Source organism: uncultured Agrobacterium sp. (assembly GCF_913777885.1).
Taxonomy (GTDB): Bacteria; Pseudomonadota; Alphaproteobacteria; order Rhizobiales; family Rhizobiaceae; genus Agrobacterium.
On the sequence record NZ_CAJYTV010000021.1, the window covers coordinates 15,314 to 33,533 of the forward strand.

The window sequence follows — 18,220 nt, forward strand, 5'->3', positions numbered from 1 at the left end:
GCTGATCGACGTCCAAAAAACATGATGTGACGGTGCAGAAACCCCAGCATCTGCCTGCGATCAATCCACGTTGATTCTGGCGCTCACCACTGCCTCGATCCGAAATAATATCCGATCTTCATCGCGCTCATCGCGTGACGCGGCGGCATTCACCAAGGTGGCGACAAGCTGCATAACATCCTGCACCAGATAAGGTGCAGCGGTATGTCCGCTGGCCGTGAGGATAGCAGAGAGAGCAACTGAAACCCGTTGGCGCACCGGATCGATATCGCCTTCGGCATCGAGCCGACCTTCTTCGACCTCAAGCAGCTGCGCCAGCACAGGTCGGCGCAGCTGCTGGTTTACCGCGACGCGCAAGAAGCAGCCAAGCGCGGACGAACCTAGCTGGGTCACATCGATCTGCTTTACTGCCAGCTCCAATGTTTCCAGCTCGCGACGGATCAGCGCCCGCGTGATCGCATCCTTATTCGGGAAGTACTGATAGAGCGATCCCACGCTCACCCCGGCCCGCTCGGCGATGGCGTTTGTGGTAAATGACGGCAGTCCCCCGGTCTCCAGAATGCGAGCCGCGGCTTCAATGATCACCTCTACGGTGGCGGCCGAACGCGCCTGGCGCGCGGATTTACGCGGTTTCATGGCGCTGTGGTCGGGTGTTTTCGTCATGAAAAATGCGAGTAGTGGGCAGCGGCTGGATTGGATAACCTTACTGCATCAATTCCCTTTTTAGAAGTCCACGAGAATGATCCCAATCGAAGACAATAACGCCCTTCTGGCCGAGGTCGCTTGTGCCGTACAATGGGCCGGCCAGACACTTTTGACCCGCTTTCGCACCATCCCCCCGCCGACCACCCTTGCGGAACTTCTCGGTGGCATTGAAGCCAACGACGCTGCTGTAGAGGCTGGGTTGCGGGATGCCCTGCTTGCCGCCGTTCCTGGGTCGCAGTGGGCAGCTGATGAGGAGGAGGAGGGCCCGCTTCCCGACGGCGATTGGTGGGTTGTTGACCCCGCTGAAGGCAACGTCAATCATCTGCATGGTCGACCTGGCTGGGCTGTGACAGCGACACTGGTCCGCGACGGCGAGCCAATGTTAGTGGTAGTCGATGTGCCTCTCACGGGAGATACCTACACCGCGGTCGTTGGGCGAGGTGCTTTCCTCAATGGCAAGCCAATCAAGGTCTCGGCCAAACGAGAACTGTCGGCCGCGATCATTGCGAGCGGGCAGGCCAGCCCAGGTGAGCCGGAAGTCGTCCGCATGGCAATGATAAAGTCGGCGGCAAAGTTGCTCGATGCGGCCTTGCTGGTGCGTTTGTCCGTACCCAGCACGGTCGAACTGATCGATGTCGCGACCGGGAAGCTTGACGCTTTTTGGCAGCACGGCAGTGTGCGCGCCGGATTGATCGGCGGGGCGCTACTCGTCCGCGAGGCAGGCGGAAGAGTCGTCAACCTTACAGGCGAGCGCTGGACTGCAGCCTCCGCCGATTTTCTCGCCGGTCCTGCCACGCTGGAGCCTGCCCTCCTTGCTGTCCTTTCATGAACCTCTTAGTAGATCCAATGATAAAAACACCGTCAACTATCGCAATCCTCGGGGCCGGACGCGTTGCAACGAGCCTCGCATCGGGTTTCGCCAAATCGGGACACCAGATTATCATCGGTGTTCGTGATGCCGGACACCCTGCCAGCTGGAGCGGCCCTGAAGTCCGCTTCGCTACGCACCCCGATGCAATCGCTGCGGCAGACGTCGTATTCAACGCTACACCCGGCGACAGCAGCGTTGACAGGCTGGGAGCAATGGCGGATGCGCTTGCTGGAAAGCTCCTCGTCGACGTCGCCAATGCGACGGGAAGAGACGAGCGCGGCGCGCCGTCTGGCATGCTCTACTTTAATGACAGCCTCGCCGAACGCCTCCAGTCGGCACTCCCGCTGACCCGTGTGGTCAAAACGCTCAACACTATGCTGGCGCCGGTGATGAGCAATCCGGCGATGGTCTTAGGATCGCCTGCTGTGTATTTGTCCGGAAACGACGCAGACGCTAAGGCGACGGTGCGGGCATTGCTGATCGAAATGGGCTGGGTCGACACACAGATACTTGACCTCGGCAGTATTGAAACTGCCCGCGGTCCAGAAGCCGTCATTTTGCTGGCGACCGATGTGATGAAAGTCACGGGCTTCAAGCCGTTCGCCATATCGCCGGTCAGCTGACCTTCAGTACGCACGACGCCGTCCGGCTCAACCCTCGCTCGGGGTTGAGCGTTCCACACCGCGTCGCCTCTTGCATCCTGACACCTCTGTGCCGCGTTGTCCTCAGTCAGCACTTGGCGCCACTCACGGATCACCGAAGACCCTCTGGCAATAGTCTCTCAGATTTTCGGGCCTATCTGCGTTGCCGCGATAGGCGATATGCCCATCCGGCCGCACCAGTATCAGCGAAGCCTTGTTCAGCCCATAGGCCGCATGGGCTTCATGGTCCAGATCGGAAAAGGCAATAAGGTCGCCTTCTTCCGGCGTGGCTGCTGCGAGAACATATTTTGGTCGCACGAAATCCCAATCAGCAACTTGTCTGCAAGCCTGCCGCAAAACGGGAAGCGCTTCCTTGTCTCGTCCGTCAAACGCAAGGAGCGACCAGCCCCAGCTCAGTCCACCCGGGTTATAGATCTGTTGAAACAGGGTCGTGGAACTGCCGTCCGTGGCAATGACTTGGGTATCCGGTGCCCGATCACCCGCTTTGGGACTTCCACTCGTAATCTTATCCGTGAGGCTAGTGAGTTGGTCCTCGTTCAGCGGGCTCTCTGGATAGCTGACAGACAATTGCTGCAGGTCGTCGGTGCCCTGGATCAGGGTTCCGATGTCAGGAATGACACGGGCGGCGAGATCCATCGCGGCGTCTTTGAGGGAGCCGCGATAGATGCTGTTCTTGAAGCCGCGGAGCTGCTGGTCATCGAGACGACGATGCTCTCCTCCCCGCTCCGAATCATAGGAATCAAGCACTGCTCTGCCGGCTTTGCCGTTGAGCACCATGGCCATTCGCCATGCGATGGCGACAGCGTCGTGGAAGCCGGAGTTCATGCCCTGACCACCGGTCGGCAGCGACTCATGACCGGAATCGCCAACGAGAAACACGCGGTCTTTCGCATAGTGCTCTGCGGCGCCATGCTGAAAACGGGTGTGATTGATCCAGATCGGATCATTTAAGGTCAGCGTCTCGTCTTCCGTCACTTCTCGAGCGAGAGCTTGCAACTCCTCAAGCGTTGGGTCCCGATCGGGAATGCCGGTGTCATCGGACAGGAAGAACATCCGGTGATAGCCCTCCCACACAGGCAGCACGCCGGCAAACCCACGGTGGAAGTAGAATAGCCAGATCCGGTCTCGATCGATGGAGCGCCGCCAGGATAGTTTTGCGTCGATCTGGCGGCTGATGACGTTCGGCAGCTTTTCGTGCTTGAATTCGAGGCCGAGTTCCTTCCGTACAAAACCGGAATTGCCGTCGGCGCCAATTAGGTAGCGGCAGCGCAGCGTCTCAATAGGTTCGACGACGGATTGGTTTTCATCGTCGCTGACCGTGCCAATGGTGACCAGCACCCCGTCTGCGTCCTGCACGAAAGACAGGACCTGGCGACCGCGCTCGACCTGTCGGCCGGCCTTCTCGATCTCGGCCGACAGCGTTTCTTCGATGACGTTCTGGCCGCTGTAAAGCACCGGACCATAAGGGCTCGGGACAGCCGCGACATCGACCGGATCGACGGGACGACCGTTCAGAAGCGTGTTCACCTTGGTGATGCGGTAGGATTTTTCCGCGAGCGCATCGCGCACGCCGATGCTTGCCAGAAGCTCCTGCGGACGCGCCCAGACATTATTGGCGCGCGAGTGGGTACGCGGCGTTTTACGCCTTTCGAACAGGCGGAAATCGACGCCATGATGAGCGAGCGCGCAGGCGGTGGTGAGACCGATGGGACCCGCGCCAATGATGATGACATCGGCATCAAAGCCGTCACTTCTATGGGACATAATCTCTATCATTCCTCGTTATGATGATGGGGTTCGCCGGCATGCGCCGCCAGATCGAAGCTTTCGTCGAGCACCGCGCTCATTTCGCGCAGGACGTCCATGGCGATCGCAAGACGCTGCTCGCCGATGCGGGCCAGGATGCGCTGGTCAAGGGGACGCACGGCGGTTTCGGCCTGCTTCAGCACCGCGTGTCCGGCAGCGGTGAGCACCACGAGCTTGGAGCGTCGGTGATGGGGATTGGGCTCCAGCCGCACAAAACCCTGAGTAACCAACAGGTCAGTCACGCGCTGCACAGCCTGGCGGGTCAGGCCCATGTTGCGGGCGATATGGGCTACGGGCAGAGGGGCCGCTGAATAGCCAAGGGCACCGAGTACCTGCCACGATGGCGTCGCCTTAACGGCCTTTTTGCACTGACTTGATATCGGGCTTTGATGACCGAGACCTCGCTAGCCCACTTCAGACGCCACCGCTTTCCTGCCGAGATCATCGCCCATGCGGTGTGGCTCTATTTTCGGTTCCCGCTGAGCCTGCGCGACGTCGAGGATCTGTTGGCGGAGCGCGGCATCAACGTCTCATTCCAGACCGTCTCGGAATGGGCGGCGAAGTTCGGTTTGAAATTTGCTTATCAGCTCCGGCGGTGCTCACGGGGTCACTTTGCCGACAAGTGGCAACTCGATGAGATGGTGGTGACGATCAAGGGAAAGAAATACTGGCTGTGGCGCGCCGTCGATGCGAATGGTTACGCTCTTGACGCCCTGCTGCAAAGCCGAAGGAACAAGAGGGCCGCCCTGCGTCTGATGAGAAAGCTGCTCAAGAACCAGGGCGCCACCCCGCGCGTGATGGTGACCGACAAGCTGCGTTCCTATTCTGCCGCAAAATCCCAGTTGATGCCGGGCGTCGAACATCGCTCGCACAAAGGGCTCAATAATCGGGCCGAGAATTCTCATCTTGCAGTGCGACGACGAGAGCGACGCATGATGCGCTTCAAGTCCGCGCGACAATGTCAGCGTTTCGTCTCAACTCACGGCCAGATTGCCAATCTCTTTCTTCTCCACCGGAAATTTCTGACCGCCGCAGACTATCGCCAGCTTCGCGCTCACGCCACCTCGACCTGGCGGGAAATCGCTTTGTCGATTGCCGTCTGAAACACGCGACACACGTCTTCACCGCGCGCTCCAAACCGTTAAGGCGACGCCACCCCTAGTAGGAATGATTTTGGTGCAGCTCAATCGTCCTTTCGAAATGATTGCGAGCGCTATCGAGGAATACACTACAGCACGTGTTCTCGCGGAAATGTTCCAAGACGAACTAGATCAACATCAGCAGAAGAACACGACGAAGCCTTCTCAGCTCTTTAAACCCGGCGTTGTTTCCGACATCGAAATCAAGGGCCTTTCGTTCGCCTATGCTCAAGGGGTGCCTGCTATCCTCAACCAAGCCTCCTCACACTTTAGAACTGGCGGTATAAACTTTATCGTGGGACCGTCAGGCGTTGGCAAATCAACCTTGCTGAGCATTCTGCTTGGAATCAATGAAGGTTATGAAGGCTCGGTTCGAGTCGGTGATGTAGAACTGAAAGACATCGAACGCGGATCATATCTTTCATCATTAGGATATGTGCCGCAGGAGCCCATGATGATGAACATGAGCCTGCGAGACAATGTACGTTTTGGCCGCGATTATCCGGACGCTGACGTCACAAAGGTTCTGGAGGAAGTTCAGCTAGGCTCTAAACTCGCGAGTCTCGAGCAGGGTCTCGATTTCCTCATCGGCGAACGGGGTCAGTTGCTGAGCGGTGGGGAACGACAACGATTGGCTATAGCTCGGGCAATGTTGGGAAGGCCCAAAGTCCTGATCTTGGACGAGGCTAGTTCGGCATTGGATCAGCACACCGAAGCTAGCATCTTTAGTAACCTCCGTAAAACCGCAAGAGATACCATCATCATAGCGGTGACCCATCGGTCGAACATCATTCTAAATACCGACAAAATCCTCGACTTGTCTTCAGGTAAGAACGATGTCAGACCTCGGATGGCGAAGGATGTTCCCCAAAGTGTTAAACTTGTTGACGACAAGAAGGCGACGTATCGTGCCGTTGGAAACAGGGACCGGTGAGCAGTGTGCAAGGAGAAAGATCGAATGCTTGGCTGCAATCAGTCTGTAGACCCATTTCGGAGCCGACTTGCACCGAGGCTCTACGCGATCTTGGCGCGGTCAGCGAGGACGGGTGTCGTATTTCGGCGCGGTCCGAGCCGACTGGTACAGCTCATCCGATGGGACTTACGAACTGACACATTTGAACATGGCCAATGGTTTAGTGGGCGCATCTACGAAAGACGTTGCGACCTTAGCCCGTCCGGAAAACTATTGGTCTATTTCGCTGCAACAAATCGTGCTCCCTATGGAAGTTGGACTGCCGTATCAAAGCCGCCGTTCTTATCAGCCTTGTCGCTTTGGCCCAAAGGAGACGCGTGGGGCGGCGGGGGTCTCTTTCAAGATGAAAATACTCTGCTCCTGAATCATGAGTTTGAGGATAGCAGTTGGTCGCTCGCACCAGGATTTGGATTAAAGCGAGGAATGCGAGTTTACCCGTGCGGTGTCTGGTCGGGACGTGGAGAAGATGAACCCATCAACGGGGACAGACTTGCGCGTGACGGTTGGCGGGTGATCGATGCAGCTGAGGAGCAAGTCAATGCGATAAACGCGTCAACCGTTCACAGTTTCCGAAGGCCCCGCGTTCTACAAAAATTGGCTAAGAACGGGCGGAGCCTTCAGATGATTCTTCATTCGATCGGCCGCAGTCAAAAAGCTTGGTACGGGCTGGACTACCGCGTGATTGACAGGGGTGGAGCCCTGCTTGTCGATCTTCCGGAAACGGATTGGGCAGAGTGGGATGGTGGCGATTTAGTGTTTGCACGAGCGGGATGCATTTATCGGCTCGCAAAAAGCGGCTTCCGATCTGGTGACGTTAGACCTCACAATTTATTCTCACGCCTACATGATTTTAATGCCGCACGGTTTACCGAGCTGGCGCCACCGCCAGCCGCTCTTCGTTACTGATGCATAGGGCTTTGTCGGCAACTCTGGCACCTTCATCGACTCCATCGGATACCCCGACAAGTAGAGATCGCCTTTACATCGCCCGGGAAAAATATGGCGGCGTTGTAACCGACACGGTGAATGTTGGCTATTGAGTGGATACTTCCCACGCCACGTCGCCTTTGTACGAAGACGGTTGTGTTGGTGCCATTAGAAGCGAGAAAGTCGAAAAAAGGTAGGATAATTGCCTTGATGTGGGCTACGATATTGTTTGGCTCAGGCATCCAGCACGATGGGGGCAAGAATTTTAGCTCAACATAGGCGGCGCGTCCCACTTGCTTATTACTGGTTATAAAACCGTCAACACACAGGACAAAGTTCGCGACATGGATATCGAGATGGGTCGGAAATCTTAGCGCGATGTTGTCGCCAACAGGCTCGTAAGCATACTTGGAGTTGGGCCTATTTGGGCGATGGCGCTCGAGGCCTCGCTGTCGCCCGCTAGATGCTTCCACGCAGTCCAGATATGCCTGCGTCCGATGGCCTTTGACGCGGCGGCGTTCGCTTGGCGGCAAGCCCGGCAAGGCGAAGCTCCGGTTCAGGGCCCAATGCATGCTTGAATTCATCTTTGGTTTTGGGTTGGGCCGAAGCGCCCGAACGCAATAAACCAGAAGGAGGCACCGATTAGTGTGGCATGCAGTGCGATAAAAAGCGCGCCAAAAGTGACCGACAGCGCAGAGAACCCACCCGCTTGGCCTCCTCCAATAAGTACAGTCAAACCTACCGCAAAAAAGCCCAGAACACAGCTGCCGAGAACCGTTGATTTTAAATCCGTGAGGCCAAGGTGACGCGCCACAAGGAATGACGGTATGCCGAGGAACCAGCTGAACGGATAGGTAAATATGAGGATTAGCGCTGCGCCGTGAGATCCCATTAGAAGTGTTTGTAAGCCGGCAGATACTAAAGGTGCCAACAAAAAACCAGAAACGCATCGCATAAAATAAATGTAACTGCGTTGCATCTTCATTTTATTCTTTTCGTGTTCCTGCTTGCCATGCGTGGATTGGTGGCTCGCTTTCGGTTGCGCAAATAGTCTTACAACGTTGATGCGACTTCGCAGAAATTGTCCACGACGACACGCCCTAAATCCGCTTTTGTGCAGCCCGGTTGAAGTTCATATTACACTTGGATGGCAAAGAGCTTTAAAACGAATAACGAGATATTGAGCGGCTGCAAGATCAAACGTCGCGACGATGCCTTTTACAGTGAAGCTCGCTTTTGTCGTAGAGACTACGGGTAGAACGGCCGTGATCGCCGGACACCTCCCATCACAAGAAACTCTCCGTCGCTGTTCATCGGCAGCTCGACCTTTTTGGAATCCGTTTGAAAAATGACTGTCTCTCCCTCAATGTTCCAAATTGCTCCAACGCCAAAATCGATCACAACAGCATAGGTTGTTGGGTCATCGAGTTTGCAGGACATCAACCTCAAGACGTCACGTCCGTCCGGCATTCTATCTGTTAGCGCGATTTGATGCCGGTCAAAGCCCTTAAAGCCGAGTCGCGCCAATTGAAGTGTCGCCTCCGTATGGCAACAGCCGCGGCCGTATCCAGAGCCTCACCCACAATCTTCAAGGTTTCCTTTTATTGAGGCCTCTGCCAAAGCGACGCCACCAAGGGCGATTTTCTTCATATCTGCTGTGTCGGCATCTAGAGCCTTAACATAGTACTTAATCTGACGCTCCGAGCCTGTGGCAATGAGGCGACACGACAAGTCATAATCTTTCTGTTTCGCGATTCTGCTGAAATCGCCCTTCAATCGGTCCAATCCCGCCTTGTCACCCGCATTGTAGAAAGCCGTCATCTTCTCGCGAAGCGCTACCAGTCTGGCGTAAACCTCCGCGTCCGCGCCCACCGCCGTTTGATCTTTGACACCATCGGGTCCCTTTTTTGCGGCGATTTCGACAAGCCGCCTCGCCATAGAGGGGAGGTCCACCATTGTTAAGCTGGCGAACTCCGCTTTCGCAATCTGAGGCTGTATCAAGAGAAATCCAGCGACGATCTTGGGCAAACAGGTGGGCATTCGATGGCTCCTCACTTCTTCTGTCGCACTTTGTCTTCTCTCGAAGAAAGATAGCCGCTTATAGCTGCTGGCGGCAGTTACGTTGCTGATTTAAAGCGGTATTAACTGACATTCCAACCGCGGATCGCGAACGGCGACTGGAAGCTGGCAATGGAATTCAGCAAGGTCAAATAGAAAATTTTTATACTTATTCATAAAATCAAAAAATTTGTAATTATGCAACTTGTGCAGGATGATCTGTTGCCTGACTTCAGGCAGGCGTTTGCCAAAATATATGTCTTTCCGCAGCCGATCGTTCTCCGGCTGTTTGCGAATGTCGATGTTACGACGGCACAAGCGCCCAGTTAGAAATTTTGCAAGGTGTCGCAAATGACAGGTTCTGGTTCAGTGAGTACGTCTGTTTCTCACAATATCTATCGCTCGCCCATAAAATTAACCGTTATGACGACGATCATTCTCGGTTTCGCTTCCGTTCTCGGGTTTATAGCTTATGCGCGGTTCGCTGATCGCGCGCGGGTGCCGCTCGATCACACCATCTACTGGCTGATTGGGCTTTCCGGTTTCGCGGTGGTCCTATTTTGTGTTCGGGTCCTGCCGCTTTGGAAGCATGTCGCATCGCCTGCAATCAGTTTGTCAGCCGATGGGATAACCTTTCCCGGCCATCCCACCGCAACCTGGAAGGATATCACGGAAAACGATTGGCATAGTCTTGGCGTCATTTTCATCACAGCCGGAGCCACTGTCGTTGTGCGGGCAAGAGGAAAGAGGATGGGTAGTGAAGCGATGACGCTTACGTGCAGCGCAGACGAATATTTTGCTTTGTGCGACAAATTCCGTGCCCGGGTAACACATCGTGACTAAGTGTTCTGTGTCCGACAAAGAGATCGCGGCCGTTTTCACCCGTTGGCTGTTTGGCTTTACGCTGGGTTATGCTGCAACTGGCTTCATAATGGACGTCCTACTTGGTTTTGCGCCGCCCGCGCACATGATGGGTATCGTCATAGTTTCTGCAGCCTCGCTGATTGCAGGCGATCGTTATTACAAGCGCACAGGCATTTTACCCGAGGCTACGCTGGCGTGGCGCGTATCCGCTTTGTTTATGCTCGTTAACATTGTCGTGATGGTCGTGATGACGGCGCTGGTTTCGCTGATTATCCTTTTAATGGGGGGCGAGATATTGTCGTCCCAGGATCTGACTCTCTATTCAACCTATCGCTGGGTTATCCTTGCGCTCATCGCGATGATGCTGCTCATCGAATTGCTGGGCTGCCGGATCTGCTTCAGTCTGGGCGCGCGGTCTGCGAGGCAGTACCTCCAAAAGCGGGCCGGTGACAACGTCTCCCGATCGCCTTGACCGCATTATCTTTGCCAAATTGCGGTTGCCACGGCGTACGCGCCTCCTTCAACTTTTATCAAAGGTTCAATTCTCATGATGCCAAAGTTGGTGATCGGCTCATTCGCCGGTTTGATGTTCGCCACCTCCGCGCACGCGCTGGACGGACAACGTTTTCTGAATGTCATTAATTCGCTGACCAAGCCGCAAGGCACAATCGTGTCTGCCGGCAGTGTCGAAGTGAACGGCGACGACGTCCATTTGAAATCCGTACAGCTGACGTTTCCTGCACTCGAGCATGACAGCCTCGAGATCAGTGACCTGACATTCGAAGACGTACAGCCGCTCGCTGGCGGTGGATATGTCATTGGCCGATTGTCCTTGCCGGATTTTAAGCTGGCAGAAGAGGATGTAGGCTTTTCCTACGAAGGTGTGGAACTGCAAAAATGTCAGATTTCAGGTAATCCCAAAGGTGTAACGCTTAACGAAATATCATTCTGTGAAGTGATGAAAACCGGTGCCGTCTCGCTTATCGATAAGGGGCGTGAACGCCTGCGCTTTGGTAGTTCGCATTTTACTGCGACACGCCAGCCGGATGACACGGGGCTCGGTTTTGATGGCAGCGTCGACGACTTGTTGGTGTCCTTCGAAGATACGTCTGATGCGCTTGACGAGGTCGGAGCAACCTGGAAGGCGATCGGAGTGCCGGAAGGACGGGGATATTTCAGGACAAAGGGCAGTTGGACGCTGGCCGACGGTCGCTTGACGCTTGCCGACAATGTACTTTCAATTGGCGACATCGGCACTTTGACTCTCGGTTTCGATGTTTCCGGCTACACGTTGAAGGCGATTTACGCGTTGCAAGACGCGACTGCTAAAGCCGAACAGGAATATGCGAGCCAACCGGAAATGAAGGCCCATGTTCTAACAGCTGCGATGACTGATCTATCGCAGCAGGTCAGTCTTCATTCCGCTCGCATCAGGTTTGAGGACGATGGCATCACGGGGCGTCTCATCGCTCTGGCGGGGCAGGGGAAAATGGATGCGCCTACAACAGCCAAGCTGATGTCTATCTCTGCTACGCAGAAACTCACAGAATTACAGCCCCTTCTCGGCAAAGTTCTGGTGGACGATCTAACAGCAGCAGTGACGGCATTCCTTCAAAAACCGCAGAACTTTGAACTTTCCACCCAGCCGAAGCAGCCTTTAAAGCTGCAAGACATAATTACTACAGCGCGAAATTCTCCCGACATGTTGCCCGGACTGTTCTTGATCAAGGTCACAGCCAATGAATGAGTGCCAGGATAGGAAGCAATCAAGAAGGGCGGCAAACCGCGGGATGTCAAAAATCGGAATTGAAAAGGCTTTTGTTGATTTCAAGCGGGCTGCCGCTGGATGACTCCATTTTTGCCTGCAGTCGAGGTGTTTCTCATCGGGTCATTCAAGCTCTAGATAGCGAATGGCATCCCTGAGCGACCATCAGGCACCCGTTTATGCCGGTGCCATCCATTTCATTAAACAGAAAGGAAAATTATGACGCGTCTTACTCGTCTCCCTGCGGTTTCTCTAATCGCGGTATCAATTTTCTCTGCATCACTGGCGGCTGCAGAAGATTCAGAGAAACTCTATAACGGGGCCCGCAATCAGCTGGGCCTTATCAAGTACTGCGTCGAACAGGGCCACTCGCCGGCCCAGGCCGTCACCAATTATCAAAAGATCATCGCGACCCTACCGGAGCCAAAAGATATCTCGTCTGGCGATCGATATGAAAAAGAGGGCGTGGCGGGGAATAACTTCGATGGGGAAACGTCAGTGTCTATGCAGGCGATCGCCGAAGGTATGGGCATCACTGTCGCCGATCGGTGCTCGCAACTGACAGCTCTTGGTAACCAATGATTCAGCATCCAGCCTTCCCGCTCGCTACGGCGCAGTTGGTCGGTCTGTAATCGCAAGTGCTCGCATGAGCAAAAATGTCCAAATGAAAGCAAACAGCATGCCTAGAAAATCCCTTCTTATTTTCTTCTCTGCCTTTGTCATCATGGCGCCAATCACTAGCCTCGCCCAGGAAGCTGGACTAGCAGAGCGGAGGGCCATGGCCGCCTATTCCAAGGACGTATGGCCTTCCATCGAAAAGTCCATCCAGGAGGCCGCAGGCTTTCCAGTGGCGGTATCGCTTGATCTCGGCAGGCTTGCCCTGCCCGGATACGCTGATTCCTATAAAAGCGACGATTACCTTCGTAAACCAATCATTGACCCACTGTTGAAATCGCTTGCTGCCATCAGTCACGACGAAATGGGTAAGGAAGCTCTTCAGAGCAAACTGAAAAAAATCGTTATTACCTACGACGAAGCGACAGCCCCCGCGTCGAATTATGAGAATGGTGTGGTCTTCGAGAGCGGAAATCTCACGATCAACTGGAAGCCGTTTACAAATGTCGATGAAATTGAAGCAAGATCACAGGCGGTAACGACGGTTCTCGAGAGCAACCTCTGAGTTTTTTTTCCCGAAAGACTGCGAGGCGGGAAGTGCCTCGCAGCATCAGGCCGCTGGGTGAACTGCGTGACGACTTTGAAAAAACTAGGATCCGCCGTCTTAGGTATCATCCTGCTGGCAATCATTTTTCTCGCTAAAGGAGGGGATGTTCCCTCGCTCCTGCGCGACCTCGGACTGAGCCATCTTTTTGAAAGCAAAGCGGCGTCCACCTTTCGAGAGACGTTGCAACATTCCGAGAGTGGTGGAGAAGCTGCTGCTCGGACCTCCAAGCTTGCCTCGTCAATTGATTGTATCAATCGCGTCGACGGACCTATGCAAGCAAACGCCGAAGCCTATCGTCGTTCCTTTCCCGCAGCCTTTACGGGCGGCCCGATCATCCATCGCAGTTTCAAGATTGTGCCCTACGAGGTTGACTACCAGTTTATAGAGGCATGCACCACCGAACTGCGAGAAGCCACCAGCACATCGCCCGCTAACGAGCCGTTGGACGCCGCAGCGATGGAGTATGCTAGTGCTTTGAACAATCTCATTCCCGTGATGAGGGAGGTTGACGACTATTTAACTCAGGAAACCTATCGCGATGACGACTGGCGCCTGATGAGAGACAAACTTCATCCGCAGATCATCAATCTTTTCGAGGCCTTCCTGCCTGCATCAGAAAAGCTTCGAAGAGAGATAGACGGCGCCAATCTCACACTCACGATGGAGCGTCTCGCCGAAATTGAAAGATCGAACGGCCGCGATTCTTCCTGGCATCAAATGAATCTGATGTATCAGGCACGCCTTGTGTTCAATTTGATAGTGAAGGCATCGAAACAAAACGGTCTTGCAGTCGAGAGAATCAGTTCCGCTGAAGCTGTTTTTGAGGACGCCTTGCAATCGGCGCGAAACGTGATGGCAAAAGATCCTGACGTCAGGACGCCTGCTGGAAACAGACCTGTGCTGTTCTACATAGAGCCGAGGGCAGTTAATTTTTTGACTGCTATAAGGACTTTGCGGCGAGATTTGATGGCCGGCCAGAGAGAAAAAATGGCCGAGGATATTCAGCGTATGACAGACGCTTTCAACACGATGGTCCGTGACTACAACAGCCGTATAAAAAATGGCCAATGAATACATGGCTAGTGCTTGCAGACCGCCAGTCGCAAGAAGCCCCTTGCGTTCGATTTGCGCTGGCTGTGGAGGTGCGTCTTGGATCTTGGAATAAGAGGCAAGAGGGCGATCATCTGTGCTGGCAATGACGGTATTGCTCTTTCGGCAGCGGAAGCCCTGGCACATGCGGGTGTGGCACTGACGCTGCAGGGGCAGGACACAGCGGTTCTTTCTCGTGCTGCGGATCATCTTCGAGCCGTCTATGGCGTTTGCGTTGACGTTGTTGTCATAGACGTCCGTACCGCCAATGGACGCAGGCTATTGCTTGAAGCGGCGCCGAACGCGGATATTCTCATTACGAGCGGTGATATGCCCTATGGCAACATGTGGTTCGATTGGAAGGAGGACATGTGGCGGGATACCCTTCAGGTCGGGATGTTGACCCCAGTCCTGCTGATCAGTGCAATTCTGCCCGGAATGATCGAAAGAGGCTGGGGCCGGATCGTCAATATCACGGCAGCCTCTCACAACTCCGGTCTGTCTGCTTCGGTTTTCGGTGGTCTTGCCGGTTTCGTTTCGGTGGCCGCCAGGCAGGTCTCGAGACACGGAATTGCCATCAATAATCTTTCGTCCGCAAACTTGCGGGAACCCGCCAACTATGTCCATGCGCGTGCGCCCGGTGCCGCGGGCGACAAGGCGTTCGCTCGCAGCGTTTCTGGCAGATCGCAGTTTGCACAGACACAGCGGTTCGCTGCAATGGCAGCGTTTTTATGCAGTCAACATTGCGGGTCGATGATCGGTCAGACTGTCCATATGGAGAGCGAAACAACCTGAGCAGACGATGGCTGCTTGGTCGGCGAATGTTTGGCTACCGGATGTTTTCGTTCGCGGCGACACTCAGTGCTAAGGCGAAGATACGTTCAGGAAGTTGGCTCTGCGGGCCCGGAAGCCAGAAGGCTGAGAAAGCGAGGTCAGGCAGCGAGAATGGTATCGTAAGTTCAACCAGCTCATTTCGCTTCAGGGGCCCCTCGACCAGTTCTTTTGGAATGGCGGCGATGCCCATGCTTGCAATGGCCATGTTGACAACGACGGCGATGGAAGAACTGGCATGCAGCTTGGGCGTACGAAACAGCGGGTCAGATAGAAACTCGGAAACGTAAGCATAGGGTTGCGTCATCCGGGCATAGGTCATGATAGGGAACCGGGAAAAGTCCTCAGCCAGATTACCACTCATCTCCTTCATCAGATTAGGGCTGGCGAAAAAACGGAGAGAGAAATTGCAGAGTGGCTGACTGATGGCCGTGGAACTTCCTGACGAGCCAATAAAAAAAGCGAGATCCAGTTTCTGCAAAAGCAACCTCTCTCTCAAATAGGCTGCTGTATCGACATCTATTTCCAAGGTGAGCTTCGGAAAATATTCCCCGATCTTGTCCACCAGTTTGGGAAGCCAAGTATGAGCAATGGTTTCGCCAAGACCCAGGCGAAAATTCTGCGCAATGCGAGAATTATCGGATATGCTGTGGATCATCTCCGCCCTCATCCGAAGCATGCGTTCCGCATAATCGGCAACTTCACGCCCGGCTATGTTGGGAATGACGCTTCGTTGCGACCTGTCGAAAAGCTTTACGCCAAATTCGTCTTCGGTCTGAATTATACGCGCGGAAATGGCAGGCTGGGTCGTGTTTAGCTTGTCAGCAGCAGCCGTAACGCTGCCGAGTTTTATTGTCCAGTACACCGCCTCCAATCCTTTGAAGTCGACCAACTACTGCTCCTATAATGAATATTTATCGATATGGATAAAAACAAATAATTTGTAACAATGCAATCCTTGAGCGAAAATCCGCCAATGGGGTCATGTACTAACTTCCCCTTCAGCGTGCGGGCTGATGGGGCGTGTGCAAAAGGGCGGACACTTCTTTATGATGGAAAAACTGAACGTGGTTGCATCGACAGGCAAACCCGTGAACGCGGTTTGTCGTGGATGGGGATCGAGCTTGCAGGCTGCTGTGATCAATTGTTTCGTCGCGATTATCTCGGTCGTCCTCGTAACCTTGCCTGTAAGCGCTGAAGCAGCAGGACCGTCAATATCGAGCGTCAGCCCGAATTCTGGCTCCGTGGACGGCGGTGAAACTGTCACTATCAACGGCAATGGCTTGAGCGGTACAAGAAGTGTTAAAATTGGCGGGAAAGAAGCAAGCGGCATCGTTGTTGTCGATGATCAGACAATAACCGCCATTACCCCCGAGACAGTGGTCGGCAACCATGACGTCGTCGTGACGACCGCAGGAATCCAGGCGTCGTTGCCCGCCGGATTTGAAACTACCTCTTTCGTCTCGGCACCCATCCTAACGTCAATTTCACCATCGACCGGACCCGTCAGTGGTGGGACGACCGTGACTATATCGGGTTATGGTTTCAGCAACGCGACAGGGGTTAGCTTTGGGGGCGTTGCCGCACGCAGTTTCCAGATTCTCAGCGATGGCCACGTTTCTGCCGTAACACCTAATGGCAGCTTGGGTCTCGTCGACGTCGAAATGACGAGCTCGATTGGAAGCTCGGCTGCATTGACGCAGAGTTTCACTTATATTCCGGCATCCACCAACAGCGACTTGAGCAGCCTCACGCTTTCGCAAGGCGCCCTTGCTCCCTCCTTTTCTGCAAATGTCACGGCTTATTCGGCCGAGGTCTCTGAGAGCACCGCGTCGATCGCCATTTCCGCAACTGCGCTTGAGAATGATGCGCTAGTCACGGTGAATGGTCAGCCTTCCACTTCGTCGGTTAATCTCCAGCCTGGCGCCAACACGATTACGATCGTCGTAACGGCTCAGGACGGTGTTACAACAAAAAAATATACGCTGACTGTCACCCGAAAATCGCCCGCCGGCGTGAGCGTCGCTGATCAGACAATCAACGTGCCTGCCGGCACTTCGCCCCCGGACGTCCGGCTCGACCGCAATGCCTCGGGCGGCCCTTTCACAAATGCAGCTGTAATTTCGGTTCAACCGGTCAATGCAGGCAGGGCTGTCGTTACCATGGGTGATTACGCACAGTTGGGTTCTGCCTCGCCCGTTGGATGGTATCTGAAATTTATTCCAGCACCGACATATTCTGGTACAGTCGTGGTCGACTTCAGCCTCACGAGTGCCGCGGGGAGTAATGCGGGCAGGATTACGTATAATTTGGGCTATGACCCCGCAGTTGTTGCCAACGAGATGGACAGCCTTGTCCATGGGTTCATTGAGAGCAGGCAGAACCTGATCGCCACGATGATCAAGGTGCCGGGGCTTCTCGAGCGGCGTCGAATGGATCTTTCTAGTTCCCCTGTCACCACGCGGCTTGTGCCGTCACAGCAAGGGATGTCGCTCGGCTTTTCAACAAGTCTCAGCCAGATGAATGCGGCGCGTGATGGCCAGCAGGCCGACGCCCTGCCTTTCAATATCTGGATGGACGGCGCTCTCATGTTGCACAACCGCAGTGAAAACGACGACAGATGGGGCAGTTTCGGCATGGTGTCGGCGGGTGTGGATTACCTTGTAAGCGACACGGCCCTTGTCGGCGTCTCCTTTCATTTCGATCGAATGACGGACCCCACCCGCGAAAATGCTGAACTCACAGGCAATGGTTGGCTCGCAGGTCCTTATGCTTCTCTGGAACTCGGAAAGGGGATTTTCTGGGATACGAGTATACTCTACGGCGGCTCCGCCAACGATCTCGAAACCGCATTTTGGGACGGAAGTTTCAATACAAAACGATGGTTGTTCGATACGTCGATAAAGGGGCAATACTATCTTGACGGCGTAACGACGCTGACCCCCAAAGCAAGGGCTGTCTATTTCTCGGAAAAGGTCGAAGACTATATTGTGAGAAATGGTTCGGGTAGCGAGTTGGCCGTGGAAGGTTTTACGTCTGAACAGCTCCGCCTGAGCCTGGGAGCAGAAATAGCCCGCGAATACAGACTTTCCGACGGCTCGCAGATGACGCCGAAAATTGGCGTAACAGGCGGATTTTCGGGATTGGATGGCGCAGGCGCTTTCGCGTCGCTAAACACCGGCGTCGTTCTCGAAACGGCTGAACAGTGGGCGATTGACTTCTCGATCCTCTACAGTTTGGACGGAGACGGCGGGAAGTCTGCCGGTGCGCGGGCCGCGCTAGGAAAACGCTTCTAAGCCTCCGAAAAT

Annotated in this window: 18 protein-coding genes; 12 read left to right on the plus strand and 6 right to left on the minus strand. The window is 54.6% G+C overall.

All coding sequences use genetic code 11. The features are described from left to right. Positions 1–60: 60 nt before the first annotated feature. A complete protein-coding gene (locus tag QZ869_RS19110) occupies positions 61–663 on the minus strand; it encodes a TetR/AcrR family transcriptional regulator (protein ID WP_296021661.1) in 603 nt (200 codons plus the stop codon). 76 nt (positions 664–739) lie between these two features. Here QZ869_RS19110 and QZ869_RS19115 point away from each other — a divergent pair, with 76 nt between their 5' ends. Then, positions 740–1,534 carry an inositol monophosphatase family protein gene (locus QZ869_RS19115; RefSeq protein ID WP_296021663.1) on the plus strand — a complete coding sequence of 265 codons (795 nt, stop codon included), beginning with the start codon at positions 740–742 and terminating at the stop codon, positions 1,532–1,534. A gap of 17 nt (positions 1,535–1,551) precedes the next feature. Then, entirely contained in the window at positions 1,552–2,199 is a 648-nt protein-coding gene (locus tag QZ869_RS19120; RefSeq protein ID WP_296021666.1) for an NAD(P)-binding domain-containing protein, read from the plus strand. 123 nt (positions 2,200–2,322) lie between these two features. Here QZ869_RS19120 and QZ869_RS19125 read toward each other — a convergent pair whose 3' ends face one another. After that, positions 2,323–4,002 (minus strand): FAD-dependent monooxygenase, encoded by a 1,680-nt coding sequence (locus tag QZ869_RS19125; RefSeq protein WP_296106683.1) that lies wholly within the window; start codon positions 4,000–4,002, stop codon positions 2,323–2,325. 8 nt (positions 4,003–4,010) lie between these two features. Further along, entirely contained in the window at positions 4,011–4,424 is a 414-nt protein-coding gene (locus QZ869_RS19130; RefSeq protein WP_296021841.1) for a MarR family transcriptional regulator, read from the minus strand. Positions 4,425–4,433: 9 nt separating this feature from the next. On the opposite strand from QZ869_RS19130, the gene QZ869_RS19135 reads away from it, so the two are divergent. Together QZ869_RS19135 and QZ869_RS19140 are read left to right on the plus strand one after the other, a co-directional pair. After that, entirely contained in the window at positions 4,434–5,147 is a 714-nt protein-coding gene (locus QZ869_RS19135) for an IS6 family transposase (protein WP_296106686.1), read from the plus strand. Between the two features lie 73 nt (positions 5,148–5,220). Further along, positions 5,221–6,117 carry an ABC transporter ATP-binding protein gene (locus QZ869_RS19140; protein WP_296106770.1) on the plus strand — a complete coding sequence of 299 codons (897 nt, stop codon included), beginning with the start codon at positions 5,221–5,223 and terminating at the stop codon, positions 6,115–6,117. Between the two features lie 1,546 nt (positions 6,118–7,663). On the opposite strand, the gene QZ869_RS19145 is transcribed toward QZ869_RS19140, so the two are convergent. After that, positions 7,664–8,068, minus strand: a complete 405-nt coding sequence (locus QZ869_RS19145; RefSeq protein ID WP_296021673.1) for a hypothetical protein — start codon at positions 8,066–8,068, stop codon at positions 7,664–7,666. A gap of 590 nt (positions 8,069–8,658) precedes the next feature. After that, positions 8,659–9,123, minus strand: a complete 465-nt coding sequence (locus tag QZ869_RS19150; protein ID WP_296021676.1) for a hypothetical protein — start codon at positions 9,121–9,123, stop codon at positions 8,659–8,661. Positions 9,124–9,492: 369 nt separating this feature from the next. Between QZ869_RS19150 and QZ869_RS19155 the strand changes: the two genes are divergently transcribed. The 7 genes from QZ869_RS19155 (at position 9,493) to QZ869_RS19185 (ending at position 14,876) form a co-directional block, all read left to right on the plus strand. Beyond that, the gene (locus tag QZ869_RS19155) at positions 9,493–9,984 is read left to right on the plus strand and encodes a hypothetical protein (RefSeq protein ID WP_296021678.1); all 492 of its coding nucleotides are present in this window, start codon (positions 9,493–9,495) and stop codon (positions 9,982–9,984) included. A 7-nt stretch (positions 9,985–9,991) separates the two neighbouring features. Further along, positions 9,992–10,477: an ABZJ_00895 family protein gene (locus QZ869_RS19160; protein WP_296021681.1), complete on the plus strand. Its 486-nt coding sequence runs from the start codon at positions 9,992–9,994 to the stop codon at positions 10,475–10,477. 75 nt (positions 10,478–10,552) lie between these two features. After that, positions 10,553–11,752 (plus strand): hypothetical protein, encoded by a 1,200-nt coding sequence (locus tag QZ869_RS19165; protein WP_296081782.1) that lies wholly within the window; start codon positions 10,553–10,555, stop codon positions 11,750–11,752. A gap of 237 nt (positions 11,753–11,989) precedes the next feature. Continuing rightward, entirely contained in the window at positions 11,990–12,352 is a 363-nt protein-coding gene (locus QZ869_RS19170) for a hypothetical protein (RefSeq protein WP_296021687.1), read from the plus strand. 64 nt (positions 12,353–12,416) lie between these two features. Next, positions 12,417–12,950 carry a hypothetical protein gene (locus QZ869_RS19175; protein ID WP_296021690.1) on the plus strand — a complete coding sequence of 178 codons (534 nt, stop codon included), beginning with the start codon at positions 12,417–12,419 and terminating at the stop codon, positions 12,948–12,950. A gap of 66 nt (positions 12,951–13,016) precedes the next feature. Continuing rightward, positions 13,017–14,063 (plus strand): DUF3829 domain-containing protein, encoded by a 1,047-nt coding sequence (locus tag QZ869_RS19180; RefSeq protein ID WP_296021691.1) that lies wholly within the window; start codon positions 13,017–13,019, stop codon positions 14,061–14,063. Between the two features lie 78 nt (positions 14,064–14,141). Next, on the plus strand, positions 14,142–14,876 hold the full coding sequence (locus QZ869_RS19185; RefSeq protein WP_296081785.1) for an SDR family oxidoreductase: 735 nt from the start codon (positions 14,142–14,144) through the stop codon (positions 14,874–14,876). A 34-nt stretch (positions 14,877–14,910) separates the two neighbouring features. Here the strand turns inward: QZ869_RS19185 and QZ869_RS19190 are convergent, their stop codons facing one another. Further along, on the minus strand, positions 14,911–15,804 hold the full coding sequence (locus QZ869_RS19190) for a LysR family transcriptional regulator (RefSeq protein WP_296021696.1): 894 nt from the start codon (positions 15,802–15,804) through the stop codon (positions 14,911–14,913). Positions 15,805–15,961: 157 nt separating this feature from the next. Between QZ869_RS19190 and QZ869_RS19195 the strand changes: the two genes are divergently transcribed. Beyond that, positions 15,962–18,208 (plus strand): IPT/TIG domain-containing protein, encoded by a 2,247-nt coding sequence (locus tag QZ869_RS19195; protein ID WP_296021698.1) that lies wholly within the window; start codon positions 15,962–15,964, stop codon positions 18,206–18,208. Positions 18,209–18,220 lie beyond the last annotated feature (12 nt).